This window comes from Clostridium transplantifaecale (assembly GCF_900626075.1).
GTDB classification, from domain to species: Bacteria; Bacillota; Clostridia; order Lachnospirales; family Lachnospiraceae; genus Otoolea; species Otoolea transplantifaecalis.
The window spans coordinates 291535-310638 of record NZ_UYZY01000004.1 but is presented as its reverse complement, the minus strand read 5'-3'; the positions used below and the strand labels follow the sequence as shown (position 1 = coordinate 310638).

General features: G+C 48.0%; 13 protein-coding genes. 3 read left to right on the top strand and 10 right to left on the bottom strand.

The window, feature by feature from the left end; genetic code table 11:
• Positions 1 to 17: 17 nt before the first annotated feature.
• Complete coding sequence (locus EJL91_RS16385; protein WP_125143041.1) at positions 18 to 1454, top strand: YfcC family protein; 1437 nt, start codon at positions 18 to 20, stop codon at positions 1452 to 1454.
• A 144-nt stretch (positions 1455 to 1598) separates the two neighbouring features.
• Here EJL91_RS16385 and EJL91_RS16380 read toward each other — a convergent pair whose 3' ends face one another.
• From EJL91_RS16380 to EJL91_RS16340, 9 genes are all read right to left on the bottom strand, one after another.
• A complete protein-coding gene (locus EJL91_RS16380) occupies positions 1599 to 2942 on the bottom strand; it encodes a sigma-54-dependent transcriptional regulator (protein WP_164516870.1) in 1344 nt (447 codons plus the stop codon).
• Complete coding sequence (locus EJL91_RS16375; RefSeq protein ID WP_125143039.1) at positions 2917 to 4527, bottom strand: transporter substrate-binding domain-containing protein; 1611 nt, start codon at positions 4525 to 4527, stop codon at positions 2917 to 2919. Before EJL91_RS16375 ends, EJL91_RS16380 begins: the two co-directional genes overlap by 26 nt.
• Positions 4528 to 4745: 218 nt before the next feature.
• Complete coding sequence (locus tag EJL91_RS16370) at positions 4746 to 5735, bottom strand: ADP-ribosylglycohydrolase family protein (RefSeq protein WP_125143038.1); 990 nt, start codon at positions 5733 to 5735, stop codon at positions 4746 to 4748.
• Positions 5736 to 5846: 111 nt separating this feature from the next.
• Positions 5847 to 7382: an extracellular solute-binding protein gene (locus tag EJL91_RS16365; RefSeq protein ID WP_125143037.1), complete on the bottom strand. Its 1536-nt coding sequence runs from the start codon at positions 7380 to 7382 to the stop codon at positions 5847 to 5849.
• Positions 7383 to 7477: 95 nt separating this feature from the next.
• Positions 7478 to 8362: a carbohydrate ABC transporter permease gene (locus tag EJL91_RS16360; RefSeq protein ID WP_125143036.1), complete on the bottom strand. Its 885-nt coding sequence runs from the start codon at positions 8360 to 8362 to the stop codon at positions 7478 to 7480.
• A gap of 2 nt (positions 8363 to 8364) precedes the next feature.
• Positions 8365 to 9294, bottom strand: coding sequence for an ABC transporter permease (locus tag EJL91_RS16355; protein ID WP_125143035.1), 930 nt, complete (start codon positions 9292 to 9294; stop codon positions 8365 to 8367).
• 481 nt (positions 9295 to 9775) lie between these two features.
• A complete protein-coding gene (locus EJL91_RS16350; protein ID WP_125143034.1) occupies positions 9776 to 10816 on the bottom strand; it encodes a LacI family DNA-binding transcriptional regulator in 1041 nt (346 codons plus the stop codon).
• A gap of 65 nt (positions 10817 to 10881) precedes the next feature.
• Positions 10882 to 11775, bottom strand: a complete 894-nt coding sequence (locus tag EJL91_RS16345) for a ribokinase (protein WP_125143033.1) — start codon at positions 11773 to 11775, stop codon at positions 10882 to 10884.
• Between the two features lie 126 nt (positions 11776 to 11901).
• Positions 11902 to 14019, bottom strand: coding sequence for an ADP-ribosylglycohydrolase family protein (locus EJL91_RS16340; protein ID WP_125143032.1), 2118 nt, complete (start codon positions 14017 to 14019; stop codon positions 11902 to 11904).
• Between the two features lie 837 nt (positions 14020 to 14856).
• On the opposite strand from EJL91_RS16340, the gene EJL91_RS16335 reads away from it, so the two are divergent.
• The gene (locus tag EJL91_RS16335) at positions 14857 to 15537 is read left to right on the top strand and encodes a response regulator transcription factor (RefSeq protein ID WP_125143031.1); all 681 of its coding nucleotides are present in this window, start codon (positions 14857 to 14859) and stop codon (positions 15535 to 15537) included.
• An 80-nt stretch (positions 15538 to 15617) separates the two neighbouring features.
• Here the strand turns inward: EJL91_RS16335 and EJL91_RS16330 are convergent, their stop codons facing one another.
• A complete protein-coding gene (locus EJL91_RS16330) occupies positions 15618 to 17429 on the bottom strand; it encodes a sensor histidine kinase (protein WP_243125409.1) in 1812 nt (603 codons plus the stop codon).
• Between the two features lie 271 nt (positions 17430 to 17700).
• Here EJL91_RS16330 and EJL91_RS16325 point away from each other — a divergent pair, with 271 nt between their 5' ends.
• Positions 17701 to 19026, top strand: coding sequence for a YjiH family protein (locus EJL91_RS16325; protein ID WP_125143030.1), 1326 nt, complete (start codon positions 17701 to 17703; stop codon positions 19024 to 19026).
• The last annotated feature ends 78 nt before the right edge of the window (positions 19027 to 19104 follow it).

Genomic DNA, 19104 nt, shown 5'->3' with positions numbered 1-19104 from the left:
TAAAAAGGAGCAGAGCTATGAAAAACACAGCAAAACATTCATCTTCCAAAGGTTCTTTTCTCGAGCGTCTTCTGATGAAAATGCCTCATACACTTGTACTTGTCTTTTTTATGATTGTCGCCGTGACAATCTTAACTTACATAATCCCTGCCGGTCAATATGACAGGGAAGTGATAAACGGTGTCGAAACCGTTATTCCCGGCAGTTTTCATTATGTGCAGCAATCTCCCGTCAGCTTTTTTAAAATCTTTACAGCTCTGGACGAGGGTATGATTAATGCGGCCTCCATTATCATGTTCATTCTTGTTATCGGCGGATCCACCGGCGTACTGACCGAGACCAGGGCGGTGGATGCCATGATGGCGAAAGTGGTTCTTGGAAAAAACGGGCGCAAAAAGGAAAAGCTGATCCTGATTGGCATTACCGCGTTTTTCGCTTTCTTAGGCGGCGTAGTCGGACTTTATGAGGAGACCCTTGTGTTCCTTCCTTTTGCCATTATGGCTTCCATCGCATTGGGATATGATGCGGTGGTCGGTGTATCCATCGGTTATCTGGCCATGTGCGTCGGTTCTGCATGCGCCGTTATGAATCCTTTTACGGTTGCTATAGCCCAGGAAATAGCAGGACTTCCATTATACTCCGGCATGGCATACCGGGGCGTCGTCCTCGTTGCGATGGAGTCCGTAACAATGTGGTATATATTCCGGTACTGTAAAAAAATCCGTCAAAACCCGGAAAACAGTCTTGTCTACGGAACAGACTACTCTGAGATGCAGCTTGAAAGTGATCAGAGCAAGATTGAATTAAACACCCGGAGAAAAATTGTGCTTTTTATCTTTGCAACTATGCTTATTGTACTCGTTGTAGCGGTTGTCAGGTTCGGATGGGGTCTCGTCAACATGTCCGGTCTCTTTCTTATCATGGCTATCGCAAGCGGCCTTTGTATGGGAATGAACGGCACACAGATAGCCAACCGTTTCTCTAAGGGCGTCGCAGAAATTTCTTTCGTCGCCCTCCTGGTTGGGATTGCCCGGGGAGTCACCATCGTCCTTAACGACGGCATGATTATAGACACTATCATCAACGCCCTGGTTTCCCCTATGCAGGTAATGCCCAAATCCCTGGCCGCCATCTGTATGTATATCATCCAGATGTTTATGAACTTCTTTATTCCTTCCGGAAGCGGGCAGGCCATGGTGGCAATGCCCATTATGATCCCTATTTCCGACCTTCTGGGAGTAAACCGCCAGATAGCCGTCCTGGCTTTCCAGCTGGGAGACGGACTTTCCAATATGATTATCCCGATGATGGGGGCTACAGCCGCCGCAATACAGATTGGTAAAATTCCCTTTGGCAAATGGCTTCCTTTTGCCGGAAAGCTTCTGGCTATCCAGTCGGTTCTTTCAGCCGTCTTCCTGATTATCGCGAATCTCATCAATTACGGTCCTTTTTAGGAGGAGTGACCTCCCCGGCAAGAGACGGCATGCACATGCTTCGAGTACATTTCATTGCCAATCAAGAAAGACAGGTTTCCGGGAACGGTATGAAAACCGCTCCCGAAACCTGCCTTTCCTTGTACCGGACTTCACCGGCCGGCGTTATAATCCGTACTCTTTGATTTTATATTGGAGGGAACGCTCACTGATATCCAGCGCCAGCGCCGTGCGCCGCCGGTTAAAGTCATTCTGTTTCAGAGAAAATGCAATCATCTTCTTTTCCATGTCTTTCAGTGTATCATTCGCCGTTACGGGAAGATGACCCTCGTTCCCGCTTTTTGTCCGCTCCGGCTTCGCTATATACAGCGCCGGGAGAAACAGATCCTCTTTTTCTATCATGTTCCCGGAGGAAAGCAGAATCGCCCGCTGGATGATATTTTCTAATTCCCTTATATTTCCGTAGAACGGATAGCCGTGCAGCGCCCCATAGGCCTCCTCTGTTATCCCCGACACAGTTTTGCTGAACGCCACATTGTATTTACTGATAAAGTAAGATACCAGATACGGAATGTCTTCCATCCTTTCACGCAGAGGCGGAATACACAGATTGATGACATTGATCCGGTAATACAAATCACTTCTAAACCGTCCCGCAGCCATCTCCTCTTCCATGTTCCGGTTTGTCGCACAGATAATTCTGACATCCACCGGATGAGTCTGACCTCCAATTGGGCTGACTTCCTTTTCCTGAAGAAATCTCAATAGCTTAGACTGAAGGCGCAGATCCATCTCTCCTATCTCATCTAAAAATAATGTGCCGCGATCCGCCCTGCGGATAATTCCTATCTCATCCCTGACCGCTCCTGTAAAGGCTCCTTTTTTATAACCAAACAGCTCACTCTCCAGCAGGTTCTCCGGAAGTGCGGCGCAGTTCAGTGCAATAAACGGTTTGTCTTTGCGTATGCCCGAAAAATGGATTTCCCTGGCTACCAGCTCCTTACCCGTACCGCTCTCCCCGGTTATAAGCACATTGGCATTTACGTCTTTCACCTGCTTTATCAGGCCGAAAAGCTTCTTCATGGAAGGCGATTCCCCGATAATCCTGCTGCGGGCCGCCCCCTCCAGGCTTTCAATCCGCTTTGACATCTTCACCTGTTCCGCAGCCTGGTTCAGCAGGGCCATCAGCTGTTCCGACTGAATCGGTTTGCTGATAAAGTAGAAAGCGCCCGCCCGTATAGCCTCAATCGAACTATCAATGGAGGGGAATGCCGTCATCACAATAATTCTGGCCTGGGGATCCCGCTCAAGCAGCTTCTTCATAACGTCAAATCCGTTCTCCCGTCCCAGCCTGACATCCAAAAGCACCAAAGAAATCTGCTCTCTGTCAAAGATTTCAAGAGCGTCTTTGGAACACTCTGCCGTAAACGCCCGATACTCTCCATCAACCAGAAAGCTGAGCGCCTTCAATACTTTCGGCTCGTCATCCACAATCAACAGTTTCTCCATCACTCTCCCCACTTTCCATATAAATAACAAACGAGGTTCCCTGTTCCTCTCTGCGCGCCTCGATCTTGCCTCCGTTTTCTTCCACAAGCTGGCGAACGACAAACAACCCCAGCCCATTTCCGCAGCTTTTTGTTGTGAAAAAAGGATCGAACAGATATTTCATCCCATCTTCGGAAATGCCGCACCCATTATCCGTCACGGTAATCATGACCCGCCCTTCCTCTTTTTCCGCCGATATACGGATTTTCGGTTCCCCGCTCTCCGCTACGGCATCGATACCGTTGAGAAGTATATTTAAAAGGACCTGCCTGAAATGATTCCTGTCAAAAACAATGCAGAGCGCGTCCTGAATATCCACCGTCACATCCACTTCCTTCAGCTGATTATGCGAAAAAGACAGGGTATTCTCCACTTCGTCGGCGACAGAAAGCACTCTGCGTTCCGGTTTCCGCGGGGATGTATATTCAATGAACTCCTTAATCAGCATGTCAATGCGGTCTATCTCCGGAGGTACGTCTTCCGCAACGGCCATCATAAACTCCCGGTTATCAATTTTTTTTGGAATCTGTTCTGTATATAGCCTTATGGAGGTCAGAGGGTTTCGGATTTCATGGGCAATAGAGGAAATCACCTTATCCATAAACTGCATTTTATCATATTCGCGGAGTTTTTCATTGATCTTCTTCTGCTGTTCAATTTCCCGTGCCAGAACCATCTTTAGATTGTGGTTCAGACGGTTATAGATAGCAATAACCGTCAGTGCAATCATCATAATAACCGCAGCCACGGACAGAATAAGCCGGATGCGCTTTGATGCGTCCGGTCTCGGTTTCCCAAACCATTTCCGGTACAGCTGATCGTAAGTCCCGTTTTCCTTCACGATGGAAATCCCACTGTTAATCTTTCCCATCAGTTCCGGATTGTTTTTTGAAACGGCTATCGCATAAGCTCTCTCATTAAACGCGTCCCCCACCACTTTGACTTCATTCTCCATCCCGTGCCTGAGCAGGAAAAAATTCACGGCAAGGGTATCGCCGACCACTGCGTCTACCTCACCGCCTACCAGCGCTTTGAGGACCGACTCCGTATTATCGTAAACTATCATCCGGGAATCCGGTATCTTGTCCAGCCTGGGATCGTAACTGTCTCCGTAATCAATTCCTATCAGGCGCCCGCTCAAATCCGAGAGGCTTTCAATCTCCCGGTCCGACTCCAGCACAAAAAGAGAATCTGTATTGAAAACCAGAGTGTTACTGTAGATAAATTTGTTTTTTCTGTTATCCGTTACCTTCATACCCTGGATAATATCGGCGCTGCCGTTCTCCAGCGAACCGTATGCCTCCTCCCACGCCATGGGACGGAACTCAATCTGTATGTCTGTAAACAGACTGACGGCCTTCATCAGATCCACGTTAAATCCTTTATAGGCCCCGTCCTGATCCACGAACTCATACGGAGGAAAATTATTGTCGCCTGCCACTATATATATCTTGTCCGAGGCCAGTGAAACAAAGGAACTGCCATATAAAAAAATAAGGGCCAATACCGGCGTCATCAGTTTATATATAAGTCGGTGCATTTTCATTTTTCTGCCTTTCCTTCATTTTTCTGCCTTTCCTTCATAAATAAACAAAAGTACAATTAAATTTTAGCAAAAATCAAACAGAAGTACAATCTTTCATTCCGAATCCGCCCATTTTAACGGTAAAAAAGAACCCGCCCGCCGGCATAAAGTGGACATCTGCCGATGGGCGGGCGGTTTACTGTAAAAGTTTCCCCGTTTATACTTACATCTTTATTTTGTTATTTCATGATAATCCCGGCCAGCTTCTCAGCATAATCCCTGATATCGATTCCCTTTGTGAATGTCAGGCAAGTTCCTGTTGGGAATCTGGTCTTGTCAATCCATGCGGCCGGCATTGCCTTGGCGCCGTACTTGGCTCCCAGGATAGTTCCGGCTACTGCGCCGATTGTGTCTGCATCCCTGCCGAAGTTTCCGGCTACCACAACACCCGTCCTGAAATCCTTGTTGACTGCTTTCAGGCAGGCAAACGCGGAAGGGATAGCTTCTGCCGTTGTGGCCCAGGTGCTGGTGCGCAGGTCGTCGTGAAGCTGCATCCATACATCGAAAATATGGCCGTCCGCAGAATCCACCAGCTCAAATGCATGGCTCATGGAATAGTGGAGCCAGGACTCTTCCGGAATCACTTTCATTGCAGCATCCAGAATCTCATCCATGCTTCCGTCTACCATAGCTACGGAAACAGCCGCAGCTACCGCCTGTGCCCCCCATACACCGTCACGGAAATGGCTCACTTCCGACTCGATTTTTGCCATTGCCGCCGCCTTCTCCGGGTCGCCGGCGCATACGATGCCGATCGGCCCGATACGCATTGCGGAACCGTCGCTCATATGAAATGCATTATATTTACCGGACAGAGGAGGACGAAAACCTCTTCTTAAATTGTTAGCAGCCTCAATCTCACTGGCTCCGCCCCGCTTGAATTCATCCTGTATCGCCACATCCTCAAGCCAGGATTTAACCACTTCCTCCGATGTCAGCTCCCCGCCGCAGCGGATCAGGGTTTTTGCTGTCAGCAGTGCGAACTCCGTATCATCTGTGCTCCATGATGCTTTGCTGTTAAAATCGGTTGTAATGGCATAATTTTCACGGTTTTCCTGCTTTCTTGAAGCATCTCCGAAAGAATCTCCGATGGCCAGTCCCGATAAGGAACCGTATGCCTTGTCGAATACCAGCTCCGGATTTTTCTTAAACTCTTCTCTTGTCAGCATTTGTCATCCTCCTGTTTTACCTCTGCCGCTTATTTTAAATAAATATTCTTGTTTCTGTTTTTACTATGGTGTCCTTAATGACAGGAACTTTCATTTTGTGAACCCCGGCTATTACGGGTTGCCCAGCTCTTCAGTTAAAAGGCTTTCGAATTCTGTTCCGCCGGCTTCTTCCCATTTTGTCTTCATCTCACTGAACGCATCAATCGATTTTACGCCCCTGACAATGTCTGCTGAATACTCATTATAATATCCGGTCATTGCATCCCACTGCGGTGTCATCTCTTCCGGAATCAGGATATTGACATCCTGTACCAGGTATTTCTCCAGATTGTCGAATGCACTCTGGCCCACGGTTGTAAGTACAGGCTGTGCAAGGGATGGATCCTGCGGGTCAAAATTGTTGGTTGTATCCCAGAAACGCGCCCACCATTCCGGCCATCTGTCGGTAAATACGATCTTGTTGTCTTCGATTGTGTAATGTTTGCCTTCGATACCAACTTTGTCTAAAATTCTTCCTTCAGGACTTGCCATGAATTCCAGCACCGCCCATGCCGCATCTTTATTCTCAGAATCAACATTCATTACAAAACCGCGTTCTTCTTTTGTAACATCCTCTGCCCTGTAACCCTGTGCCACTCCTTTTGCCGGAGGAAGAATGATAAGTTCGGACTCCTCGCCGTTCACGGACTGCATCTTATTGTCATAAATCTGCGTGGAAGAAAGTGTTCCTGCAATCACTCCAGTCTTTCCTTCATAGAATTTCTGCTCCATTGTATCCCATGTATCGGTCAGATAAGCTGGATCCAGGAGACCGTCTTTATAGAGTTTTGCATAGAATTCCAGTTTGTTTTTTTCCGCCTGGCTCTCTTTGCTGAAAATCCACTTTCCGTCTTCTTTTACAATTGTTCCGGTTACGCCGAAAGCCTGATTGAAAATACTGTCCAGACGTGCCGTGCTTCCGTCTGCTGTAAATGCATACTCTACAAGTCCTTTGTCTTTCATTTCTTTAAACAGGTTGTAATAATTATCTACCGTTGGGTCTGCGATTAATTTCTCGTAGGAATCCAGCTGCTCTGCCCAGTCTTTTCTCATTGCCGGTATCTGGATTCTGGACGGGGCCAGCCAAATCAGGTATGGATAGTTTGCCATACGGGTCTTGTTTACATCTGTCATGATACTCTTAACAAATGTGGATTTCTCTACATATGGATTTAAATCCTCAAACAGCCCCTGCTGCGCCAGAGCCAGATCTCCGCCCTGGAAGTAAATGAGATCCGCTTCCGCATCGCCGTTCATCATGGCAATGGGCACTGCCGTTGCATAACTTCCTGCCGGCGGCTCCAGAAACTGTAAGTCCACATACTGGCCATGGGCTGCCATCTTCTCATTGATAGCTTCCCGTAAAAGCTGTACGTCCTCCTCGTCCGGGAATACATCCTTAATCATTACTTTTACTTCTACAGGTGAATCCGCAGAACCGATAGCCGGCCATTCCGATGTTCCCTCCGCCTGCGCGGTTCCTCCATTTTCTGCTGCGCTTTCTGCCGGTTTTGTATCCGGAGTTTTCTCTTCCGCTTTGCCGCCGCACCCCGCGAGGCTGGTTCCTGCAAGCGCTGCTGCCATAATCAGTGCCAATGCTTTTTTCATTTTTTCTCCTCCATTTTATGATTAATTTTTAACATCCCTTTGTATGCGGCAGCCGGTCATTGCCGCGTGTGATTCTCCCCGGTCCGCCTTCCGTCCTACTCCTTAACGCCTCCGGACATGATTCCCTTGGTATAATATTTGAGTACCAGCGGATAGATCAGCAGAATCGGGACAACCGCGATTACAATCGTCGCGTACTGGAGCGCCGTGTAATCAATCTTTGCCAGGTCGTTGTAGTTCAGCAGGTTCTGTGTACCGATAATCGTGGTAACGTCGCTGTCCACAATAAATTTACGGAGAATTACCTGCAGCGGCACCTTTTTGATAGAAGAAATATAAATTCCCGAACGGAAATATTCATTCCATCTAGTCACGCCGTAGAACATAGTCAATGTTGCAATTCCCGGTTTTGCCAGAGGCAGAACCACGGAAAACAGAATCCTCAGATGGCCGGCCCCGTCGATTTTCGCCGCCTCGCAGAGGGATACCGGAACATCCTCAAAATACCGCATCATGATTACGAGGTAATATACGTTAACCGCCATACAGAGTATTACGGACCACTGGCTGCCCATCAGGCCTATCTTCTTCACCGTCATATACTCGGGAACAATTCCCGGGTCAAAGAGCATCATAATGATGAAAAATACCATCAGCACCCTCTTCCCCACCAGACCGGGACGTGTCAGTACATAAGCCGCCAGGGCCGTAAGGACGATATTTAAAAATGTGCCGACTACCGTAATGAAAATTGAGTTAAAGATGGACGGTACCAATGTCTTGTTGCTGAACAGCACCTGATAATTGATCAGAGAAAATCCTCTCGGTATTACTTCCAGGCTGCTCATTCCGGCCGACTGAAGCGGATCGGAAAGCGAACGGGCCAGAATATGTAAAAGCGGTACAATCATAGTCAGCGTAAGGAACAGCATAAGAATCGTAAGAAGCAGCTGTGAAATGCTGAATTTTTTCTTTTTCATTCTTACCACACTCCCTTCCCAGTCATCTTTTTAGAAACAAGATGCGTAACAAGAACCAGGAAAACTCCGACCACACCCTTAATCAGCGCTACCGCCGTCGCCAGGGAATACTGGCCGCTCTCTAGTCCGATACGGTAAATGTAGGTATCGAGAATATCAATCACACTGTTGACGGACTGGTTTGTAAAGTTGAACACCTGGTCAAATCCGGCTGTCATGAAGAAGCCCAGATTCAGAATGAACATTGTAGTCATCGGTGTAATAAGCGCCGGCAGGATAATATAACGGATGATATCCGTCCTCTTCGCGCCGTCCACTGTGGCTGCCTCATAAAGATCGGGGCTGATCGCCAGGATTGCCGTGAAATACACGATGGAGTCCCACCCAAGGCTTCGCCATCCCTCCGAGAAGAACAGAACCCACCTGATAGCTCCCTTGTTCGTCATAAAATCTACCGGGTCGATTCCGAACCAGCCCATAATCTGGTTGACGGCACCGCCCGAAACGGACAGCATGGAAATCCAGATACCCGCGATAACAACCCATGACAGGAAATGCGGCATGTAGGAAATGACCTGGACATACTTCCGGAATTTTCCGCACCGTATCTCATTCAGGAGCAATGCAAAAATAACAAAAAACGGGAACAGCAATATGTACTTCATAAAGCTGATAATCAGCGTGTTTCTCAAAATCTCCATAAATGTGGACGATTTAAAAATCATATTGAAATACTTCAGCCCCGCAAATTCCCACGGCCCTTTGGCCTTGTAATTGCAGAACGCCAGCCTCATGTTAATAATAGGCCATACCCTGAAAATCAGGAAGTAGATTATCGTGGGCGCCAGCATCAGGTAAAGTACCCTGTCTTTCCACATTCTCTGCAGCGTTTTGTTCTTATTTCCTGTTTTCTTTTCTACCTTTGCCTGCATACAGGCTCCCCCTTTTCTACACACTGTACATTACTGTAATTTTAAGTAACCGGTTTCTCTCTAGTTGGTATTATAACACAGTTAATCCTTGATATCAATTGTATATTTTATTAAATTTAGCGCCCCTATTTTTTAGCATATTGCACTAATCATTGTTTTTCTTTGGAAAAGCATGCCCTTTTTTATTCTGTATCCTCCTTGTTATAGATAAACCGTTTTCCTTATTTTTCCTGTTAATTGGATATTTATGTTAACTTCCTCTGAATTTTCTACCGAGAAACCGCATTTTTACCGATTGTTGCCGCACGCCGGTAATGTAACGGGTTTCGTTATCGAAAGCTTTAAAAAGAAACAGGAAGCGGATATTTCCTTCCGGAAATTCTACTCCCTGTTTCTTTAATATTTAATTTTTATTCAACTTTCTTCATCCGGGCTTCTTTTATCCCCGTTTGTTTATCCGTGTTTCTCTATCCGGGCTTCTTTATTCGTATTCCTCATCATAATCCCGCGCCTTTGTTGTCTTTCGCAGCTTCAGGGTAGGCTCTACCACCATATGGCTCAGTCCCACTTCCTGCCCCTCGATAATCCGTATCATCTGTTTGGCCAGGTGCTGGGCCATCTCATAATGAGGCTTGGAAACGGTGGACAGAGCCGGGCGGAACACTTCCGCCAGCTCAATATTATCAAAACCCATAACCTCAATCTCTTCCGGTATCTTTTTTCCCGCATCGAGAAGGCCGGAGACAACGCCGATCGCAATCAGGTCGCTGCCCGTCATTATTGCGTCAAATTCAATCCCCTTTTCCAAAAGCTCTACTGCCGCCCTGCGCCCGAATTCAATGGAATATTCCCCCGAAAGCGTCAGTTTCTTGTCAAATTCTATTCCGTGTTCCCTGAGGGCCTCTTTATATCCCTGCAGCCTCTGTTTGGAGCCGGAAAGCTCCGTATTGCCTTCCACGTATACTATACGTCTGTTTCCGCCGCGCAGCAGATAGGATGCCGCTTTTCTGGAACCTTTCACATTATCGCCCGTAATACTGGCGTCACTGACACTGCTGTCAAAAGTACGGCCAAGAAGCACTAAAGGCACCTGATACTTCCTGTACTGCTCCAGAAATGCCTTGTTCGATATACCGGAGCAGAGGATCACTCCGTCCACTCTCTTGTCCACAAGTGACATAAGAAGCCCTGCTTCTTTTTCCGGATTGTAATCGGAGTTGCAGACAATAACGGAATAGTCCTTTTTTTCCAGATAATCGCTGATTCCCCTGATGATCTTCGGATAAAAAAAGTTCGACACATCCGGCACTACGACTCCTATCATTCTGGAACGTGACACCGCAACGCCTCTGGCCAGGGCGTTTGGCCTGTAATTCAGTTCTTCTATAACTTTGCGCACCCTCTCTTTCGTGGCTTCGCCTACACCGCATGGGCTGTTGTTTATTACCCTGGATACGGTCGCCTTGGATACGCCGCAGATCTCCGCAATCTGTGAAATGCTGTATTTTGTCTTTGTTTCCATATACACTCCCCCGCCTTATTTAAGACTCAGAGACGCCACACTCTAAAGCGTGTTTGAAAATTCCTCTAAGGCAATTTTGCTTCTTCTACCTGTTTTTCCCAGGGAATGGAAGGAGCCGCCCCTTTTCCCATTACAGTAATAGCCGCGGCTTTCGTTGCCTTCAAAAGAGCTTCCGGCACCGTGCTCCCTTTTACCGCCGAGGCAATAAAATACCCTGTAAATGTATCCCCTGCCGCCGTCGTATCAACCGCATCGACACGGAAAGCCGGCTGTTCATAACGTTTTTCACCGTCGTAGTAAATACATCCCCTGCTGCCGAGAGTCAAAAGAACCACGGCGCGGGGATATTTTCCACGCAGAAGGCAGGGAATCTCTTCCTCCTTTGCCTCCTGTCCGCAGATATCAGCCCCCTCCACCTCGTTCAGGATAAAGCAATCCACAAGCTCCAGCGGAAGTTCCAGCAGCTCCTTTGTCGCCGGAGAAGGATTCAGGTAAATCTTCATCCCCTTTTCCGATGCCTTTTCGATCAGTCCGGCAAGTCCGTTTATCTCATTCTGAAGCAGTAGAATGTCTCCCTCCCCAAAATGAGACAGTGTTTCGTCGATTTGGCCCGATGTGATTTCCTGGTTCGCACCGCCGTACAGAATGATGCAGTTCTGGCCGTTCTTATCCACCTGGATGATCGTATGGCCCGACACACCGTCCGTCTTGCGCACAAATTCTGTGTTTACGCCCGACTCCGCCAGAAGTTCCAGCAGTTTCCCGCCGTCGTTCCTGCCCACAGCTCCCGCGTGCCAGACCTGCGCCCCTGCACGGGCCATAGCGATAGACTGGTTCAGGCCCTTGCCGCCGCAGAATACTTCCATCCCAAGGGAACTCATCGTCTCACCGGGACGTATGAAATGATCCACGGTATAGACATTATCAATATTAAGGGAACCAAAATTCAATATTTTCATTCTTACACCCAAACCTTTCTTCCGGCTGTGCTCACTCCGTAACCGCCGTTCCCGCGGACATCAGCCTTGCTCTTCCAGCATCATGATACCTTTATTTTGTCAATTACACGTTCTCCGTACACTTCCTCATTGTGCCTGTAAATCTGTATAGGCAAAATCCGCGTAGGAGGTGCGTCCCGTCTTCAGGGAACCGCAGCCGAACATTCCGTTTGCAAAACACGTGTCCTCTGCTTCCAGGACTTTTTCCCCGTCGATCTTAAATATGATTCGTCCTTTGATACATTCCATCTCCATTCTGTATTCTCTGCCGTATTCCCACGGGAAACCGCACTCGGCCAGAACTTCGATGCCGAAGTCATTTTTAAGCAATACGGCTTTTCCCTCTTCATCAAAACCCGCGGCATAAAAACGCTTTGCTCCCTGTGCTCTCGCAGTAATCAGGTGCGATGCGCCGTGGCGCGGAATTACTGTTGCAGCAATCCTGTAATCCGTACTGTAATAATTTCCGGTATAAGCGAATGCCTCCTCGTTACGCATCAAATTCATCGTGCCCCCGTACAGGTCCCATGCCCCATGATCGGTAGAGAACGGCGTGACGCAGCCGAATTCTTTTTTCTGTTTTTTGATGTCAATCGTATAGGCCGCCGGTCCGGTAATAGTAAAGTCATCCAGGTAAATCAGGCCAAGGCTTTTTTTCTTCGAAGGGGAATATCCCTCGATCACAATTCCGACTTCATCCACAATATCGCCGTCCACATCAGGAATTGTAAATTCAACGTTGATCCACTGTTCCTGAACAAGCTTAATGTATCCCTGAAGCAGGTTTTCTTTTCCATAAACCGTATGTACGAAAGGAGCGATCCCGAGTGTCTCCCAGCCCTCCCACTGATCCAGGTAAAGTTTCATCGTAACCTTCTGCCCCGGGTATGCAGTCGGTGAAAATACAGGGCTGTATCTCTCGTCCGAGAAATCATTTCTGGTATAAAATGGTTTGTAGAATACCTTGCACTGGTCTCCGCGCACCATGCGGTCCACGAGAATTTTGAGGGAGCCTGTTCCGCTGTATGCCTGATCCTGTGAATGGGACAGGGCGCAGAAGAACGGATCCGAAAGGCGCATATTGTGGGTGCTGCCCGGCAGTTCAAAGTCAAAATGAACTTCTCCATTCTTAAAGCTTCCTTCAAGCTCGGCCGGAGCCTTCTCTCCTGCCAGACGGTAACCGAGCATTGCCAGTTCTTTCGAGAAGGTTGGGATATCAAGGATATTCAGATATCCTGATATGCTGGAGCACACAATTCCATCGTTAACCGGCTTTCTGTAACGCTCCGGAATCCCCTTAAGGCCGCAGGCCACTCCAAGTACCGTGCCCACATTACCTGCGTTGCAGTCCGTATCCCAGCCTGCCATTGTCGCAATCTCAACGGTCCTGTCAAACTGCCCTTTGCCGTAAGCCATAGCCATAAAGCAGACTCCGGCATTGGGAATGATGTGGCATACTCCCTGGTATTTATCGTATCCCCAGTCGCGCACCAGCATCTGATAGCAGTCGCGCCAGGACTCCTCCTCCGGATGGGCGCGGTAGAAATCGAGAACTGCATCGGCCACCCGGTGATACAGGCTGTCCTTTGGAATCTCGGCAAGTCCTGTCTCCATGATATCAAAAATGTCGTCCGACTCAAATGCCCTGGCAATAGCGGCGCAGAAAAATCTGGCTCCCAGCACTCCTTCCCCGCCGTGGGATACACTGGCCGCCGCCTCGCCGTAATCCGCGGCTTTCTTTGGATTACAGGGATTCACAAGTCCCCATGTATCAGTAAAAATCTGTCCCCCGATCTGTTCCGCCAGGATCAGCCCATTCTGCTCAATGGAACCCGACTGAGGCGCTTCAATACCATTTTTCAGGTTCAGATAAGCGGTATGCTCGGTACTCGTTCCGTAGCCTCCCCACCAGAACATGCCGACACCCTCCCTGGCATAATTGAGCCAGGCTCTGGCAACATCCTGCGGTACAAGCTCCCTGTCTTTCGCATCGTCATAAAGAGCTCTTATAAAAAACACGGGGCCGTTGGCATCGTCATCGGCAGCAAAATTTTTAAATTCCTTTACATAATCTGTGATTTCTCCATAAGTTTTCCGTATTCTGTCATAACTCCAGATAGTCGGCTCCACCGGAGCTCCGAGACGGATTCCAATATTCATTCCCAGAAACCCCGAATACACTTTTTCCAGATAATCTTTCACCATTTTTTAATGCCCTCCTGTGAATTTTCACACTGTTTTAATTAGTCGAACTTTTATTAGAGAAACCGGTTACTCTAATTATACTGGATTCGTAAATGGATTGCAAGCAGAAATGTTTCTTCTGGGGGATGGGAGAAATGAGGATGCGGCAGGAAGGGGGGTATGGGATGGGAGATGGGGAATGAGTCTTCAGTCCCGGGCGGGATTGGCAGGGCGGGGAATCCGAGCCGAAAAAATTCCTACGGGGACTCGCTCCCGCTTGTGGAATGCGCAGCGGCTGCTAGCTTCGTGTAAAACCTCAGCAAGCACCGGCGGATTCCAAGGTCCCCTTCGGAAAGTTTTCGCTCTCCTCCCCCGCCGGAACACTATGACCTGGACTGAAGACGCCCAGCGCGTCGAGCCCCATCCCGTACACGGCCTTCGGCCGCTGATAATCCTCTCCCTTTGAAAAAGAGGACACCGGCCTCTGCAGAGCCGGCGGACGGGGGCCGATCCCATCCCGGTCTTCAGTCCCGTCGACGCACATCCCAGGGGGGACGGAGGGTGAAAATATTCCGCAGGGGACCTTGGAATCCGACGGTGCTTACCGAGGTCTTATACGAGGTTAGCAGCCGCTTCGCATTCCACAAGCGCAAGCGAGTCCCCGTAGGAATTTTTTCAGCCCGTATTCCCCCTCCGCAACCATCCTCGCCGGGACTGAAGACCTCCCCCCATATTCCCCAGTCCATCCCCTGCAAAAGTCCCCTCATTTTTCAACCTCCCCTTGCTTTCCCTCCCTATCCTTCCTATAATAAGATTATAGCATCATAAAATAATGTTCTGAGAGGGAATCACACGCCAATGAAAAAAATCCTGATTGTAGATGATGACAAACGAGTCGTAAAAATGTTGGAAGAATATATGAGACTGTATAGTTTTCTGACCCTGTGCGCCGAAAGCGGAAAGGACGCCCTGGCACTGTTTGACGAAACCGTGGATCTCATTATCCTGGATATCAATATGCGCGGAATGGACGGCGTCGAAGTGTGCCGCCGCATCCGGCAGCTCAGCAATGTCCCGATTATCATGCTGAGCGCAAATGCCGCTTCCTTTGACAAGGTACAGGCCCTGGGCGCGGGAGCCGATGACTATATTGTGAAACCGTTCGATCCCGTGGAGCTGCTGGCCAGGGTGCGCGCCCATATCGGGCGGGTGGAACGTTTTAAAGCATCGCGCACCATGGAAGCCCCCATTGAATTTGAAGATTACAAAATTTACCGCAGCGCATACCGGGTGACGAAAGGCAGTGAAGAGATCCGCATGTCCAACACGGAATTCCGCCTGCTTGTCTACCTGGTCGATCACGCATTTACCGCGGTCAGCAGAAAGCAGATTCTGGCCGATGTATGGGAAAGTGATCTGTATGATGAAAACATTGTCAATACTTACATTAAACGGCTTCGACTGAAATTGGGCGGCGGGGAAGGATTCATCAAATCCATCCGCAGCGTCGGATATATGTTTGAGGCCGAACTGCGGTAGTATCAGGAAGACAGACTCCCGGAATGTCTGAAACGGTTCCCCTGGCCGTATCCGCTTAATCGGACTGTACCGATTCGCCATCACGCCTCTGCTTCAGAGGCGTCGCCGTTTGTATCCGCCATTGCCGGCAGCTTAAACCAGAATGTGCTCCCCTTGCCCGGCTCCGATTCAAAACAGAGTTTGGAACCGTGTGCTTCCAGGATCCGTTTGGACACATAGAGCCCCAGTCCGTAACTCTCCTTCTGCGACGGATCCCCTTTATAGAACATATCAAAGATATATTCCCTCTCATCCGCACTGATCCCCATTCCCTGATCCGTTATCTGGAACAGAAACTGCCCGTTTTCAAGGGTAATACGGATCGAAACCGTTGAATAGGGCGCGGAATATTTTACTGCGTTGCTCAGCATATTCTGCCATACCCGTATTATCTTCACATCACTGATAAAAAGTTTGCCGCCGGCTTTCTCAAGGCTCCCCTCAAAGAGCCTGTCGGAATTCTCCACATAAGCCTGGGCCGTCTGGTAGAGGGATTCGCAGAATTCTTCCGCGTAGACAATCTCCTTATTAATCTGTTCGCTGTTCTGGGCCTCATAGGTGCTGTCCAGCACGTCATAGGATATCCTCTCCAGCGTGTCGGCGCTTCTGTATATCTCCTGGATAAACCGTTCCTTTGTCTCCTCGTCCTCCACCAGGCCCGAGAGAATTCCCTTTGAATATCCTTTTATCAGGGTCAGGGACGTCCTTATGTCATGGGACAAAGCAGACAGGAAACGGGCTGTCAGATAGGATTTCATCTCCAGGGACGCCGTCAGGGTCCTGGACTTCTGGATCAGGGCATGGGCCTCCTTGTCAAATGCATTTGTCTTCACATTTTCTATCGTCTCACTAATCGAATTTCCCAGAAAATCATTCCCGCTCTCCGCGCTGTTGATATATTCCGTAATACTGTCGATCGGCGAAGAAATTTTATTTGAAAAATAGATGCTGGCAAATATAGCGCATCCCGAGATAATCGTACCAAATATAATAACAGACTTTAAAAGCTGAAGCGATTTTGCGGCCAGTTCCCGCCGGGGCATCACGGTATACAGCACCCAGTCGTTCTGATCCATTTTTTTATAGGAGCAGACATAATCATGATCCACATGTTTGTATATTTCTCCCGGCTCTTCGCCATTCATTTCGGAAAAAAACGGCAGTACCTCGGCAGCCGGATGCCCAATCAGCGCAGGATCCCGGTGGGACAGAACCAGCCCGTTTGAATCGACAATAGAAAAATAGCCGTTTTCTCCAATGGCAAAGTTTTTGATGAAACCGACAAACTTCTCAGCCCGGATGGCAATGCCGAACAGGCCCAGCATCCCTCCGTTTTCGTCAAATACCGGATGTGTCGTGTTGACTATGCTGGCCTGATCGGTCAGGGCAATCAGGATATCACTTGTCGCCGTCGTGCTTTGTTTAAAGCTTTCCTGGACATATTTTCTGCTGGAAAGATCCACATACATTGCATTAGGCATCGTCGATGATGTAATGACACCGTCCAGATCCAGACAAAATAGATCTTTATAATAATAGCTTTCCGCTTCCCGGTTCATCGTCTCCATCTCTTCCGTAAGGTAACGGTTCAGTTCCTCTGTTCCGAGCTTACCCTTAAAAAAATCCCTGACCCGCTGATCCTTTGACAGGGCCAGCGTCTCCAGACGTATCTTATCCACCTGAAGTTCTATTTTCTCCTGGGCCCTTAAAATCTGGACCTCGGTAAATGTATTGGAATCCTCACTCAGAATTGAAGCAGACATTGCATAGAGAGATGTACACATGACTACGAGGGATAAAATAACAATGATGCAGATATTAAATGTAATCTTATTCTTCAGGTTCATTTTCATAACGGACCAGTCCTTTTTCTTTTTTATGGCGCTTTCATTTATATTTTTCAGTTTGTCCCTTTGATTTTATCATATTTTTAACTTCCTTACTACCATTTGCCCAATTATACCATGAATGTCCTGTAGTTTTATGTACATTTCATATAAGATAATGTCATTATGATAGATAACCGCTGTTAATATTGTGTAAAAAAACGTTTTATATTTTATTTATGTTATACTTTATTCACTTGATACGTATCAAAAAAATAATGATAAAGGGGAAACAGACATGGAAAAGAAAATGACTGACAATTCAAGAAGCAGCTCCAACGTAATGAAATTCGTCCTGCTGAATCTGGTTGGTATTTTTATGTTCTTCATCACAATCAGCGTAGGCGGTAAAAAATCGATTCCCATTGACCATATTGTGACAGCGCTCCGCTCCATCCCTCACTTTGAGGTAGTCTATGCGGGACTGGTTGTCGTTGTGGGAGCAATCCTCCCATTTGTCCGCAAAACCTGGAATAAAGATGTGGTAACCACCATTTTTTCTATATTTAAAGTAATCGGCATCGGTGTCGTAGGCATGGCTATCTTCGGCTGGGGACCGGAGAGTTTCCACACCCCCGACATGCTGCCATTCGTATTTAACAAAGTAGTAATTCCTGTAACCATCCTTGTACCCGTCGGAGCCGTATTCCTGTCTTTCCTGATTAATTACGGACTCATGGAATTTATCGGCGTATTTATGAAACCGGTTATGCGTCCCATCTGGAAAACTCCGGGGCGTTCCGCCGTCGATGCGGTAGCTTCTTTCGTAGGAAGCTATTCGGTAGGTCTTCTGATTACCAACCGGGTTTATAAAGAAGGATTTTATTCCGAAAAAGAAGCCAGTATCATTGCAACCGGATTTTCCACCGTTTCCGCTACCTTCATGATTGTAGTTGCAAAAACTCTGGGACTGATGGATCACTGGAACCTGTATTTCTGGGCTACCCTGATTATCACATTTGTGGTTACCGCCATCACCACCCGCATCTATCCGCTGTGCAAGAAGTCGGATAAGGGTTATAACGATATGGAAGTCATTCCTGAGCCAAAGGTTGAAAAAGGAAAATTAGTCTCCACTGCTGTGGATGAGGGGTTGCATGCCTGCGCACGCGCACCGAAATTTGTAGACGGTCTTGTAAAAAACTTTATTGACGGCCTTAACATGGCGCTTAATATCGGGCCTACTCTGATGGCAATCGGTTTCCTCGGCCTTGTACTTGCCGCATTTACACCAGTATTTGATATTCTGGGATACTTATTCCTTCCGTTTGCCATGCTGCTGGGCTTCGGCTCTGAAGCTGCCATGGTTGCCAAGGGCTGCGCAATCAGCCTTGCCGAGATGTTCCTTCCGGCTAATATCGTAGCAGCCGGTTCACCGGCATCCCAGGCTGTTATCGCCATCGTGTGTGTTTCCGAGATTCTGTTCTTCTCGGCATCGATTCCGTGTATTCTTGGAACCGATATTAAACTCAGCATTAAGGATATACTGATTATCTGGTTTGAGAGGGTCGTGCTGTCGCTTATTCTGGCAACGCCTGTAGTCTTCCTATTGTTCCGGTTCTAGCAGGTTCTGTTAAAAGTGGGGCATCACCCAATTCATAAAAATACCGGCGGTATGGGAAATCTCCCGTACCGCCGGTAT

What these genes read in the sequence shown, in the direction of transcription:
- EJL91_RS16385 (WP_125143041.1), top strand. Translation starts at nt 18, where the DNA reads ATGAAAAACACAGCAAAACATTCATCTTCCAAAGGTTCTTTTCTCGAG.
- EJL91_RS16380 (WP_164516870.1), bottom strand. Translation starts at nt 2,942, where the DNA reads ATGGAGAAACTGTTGATTGTGGATGACGAGCCGAAAGTATTGAAGGCG.
- EJL91_RS16375 (WP_125143039.1), bottom strand. Translation starts at nt 4,527, where the DNA reads ATGAAAATGCACCGACTTATATATAAACTGATGACGCCGGTATTGGCC.
- EJL91_RS16370 (WP_125143038.1), bottom strand. Translation starts at nt 5,735, where the DNA reads ATGCTGACAAGAGAAGAGTTTAAGAAAAATCCGGAGCTGGTATTCGAC.
- EJL91_RS16365 (WP_125143037.1), bottom strand. Translation starts at nt 7,382, where the DNA reads ATGAAAAAAGCATTGGCACTGATTATGGCAGCAGCGCTTGCAGGAACC.
- EJL91_RS16360 (WP_125143036.1), bottom strand. Translation starts at nt 8,362, where the DNA reads ATGAAAAAGAAAAAATTCAGCATTTCACAGCTGCTTCTTACGATTCTT.
- EJL91_RS16355 (WP_125143035.1), bottom strand. Translation starts at nt 9,294, where the DNA reads ATGCAGGCAAAGGTAGAAAAGAAAACAGGAAATAAGAACAAAACGCTG.
- EJL91_RS16350 (WP_125143034.1), bottom strand. Translation starts at nt 10,816, where the DNA reads ATGGAAACAAAGACAAAATACAGCATTTCACAGATTGCGGAGATCTGC.
- EJL91_RS16345 (WP_125143033.1), bottom strand. Translation starts at nt 11,775, where the DNA reads ATGAAAATATTGAATTTTGGTTCCCTTAATATTGATAATGTCTATACC.
- EJL91_RS16340 (WP_125143032.1), bottom strand. Translation starts at nt 14,019, where the DNA reads ATGGTGAAAGATTATCTGGAAAAAGTGTATTCGGGGTTTCTGGGAATG.
- EJL91_RS16335 (WP_125143031.1), top strand. Translation starts at nt 14,857, where the DNA reads ATGAAAAAAATCCTGATTGTAGATGATGACAAACGAGTCGTAAAAATG.
- EJL91_RS16330 (WP_243125409.1), bottom strand. Translation starts at nt 17,429, where the DNA reads ATGAAAATGAACCTGAAGAATAAGATTACATTTAATATCTGCATCATT.
- EJL91_RS16325 (WP_125143030.1), top strand. Translation starts at nt 17,701, where the DNA reads ATGGAAAAGAAAATGACTGACAATTCAAGAAGCAGCTCCAACGTAATG.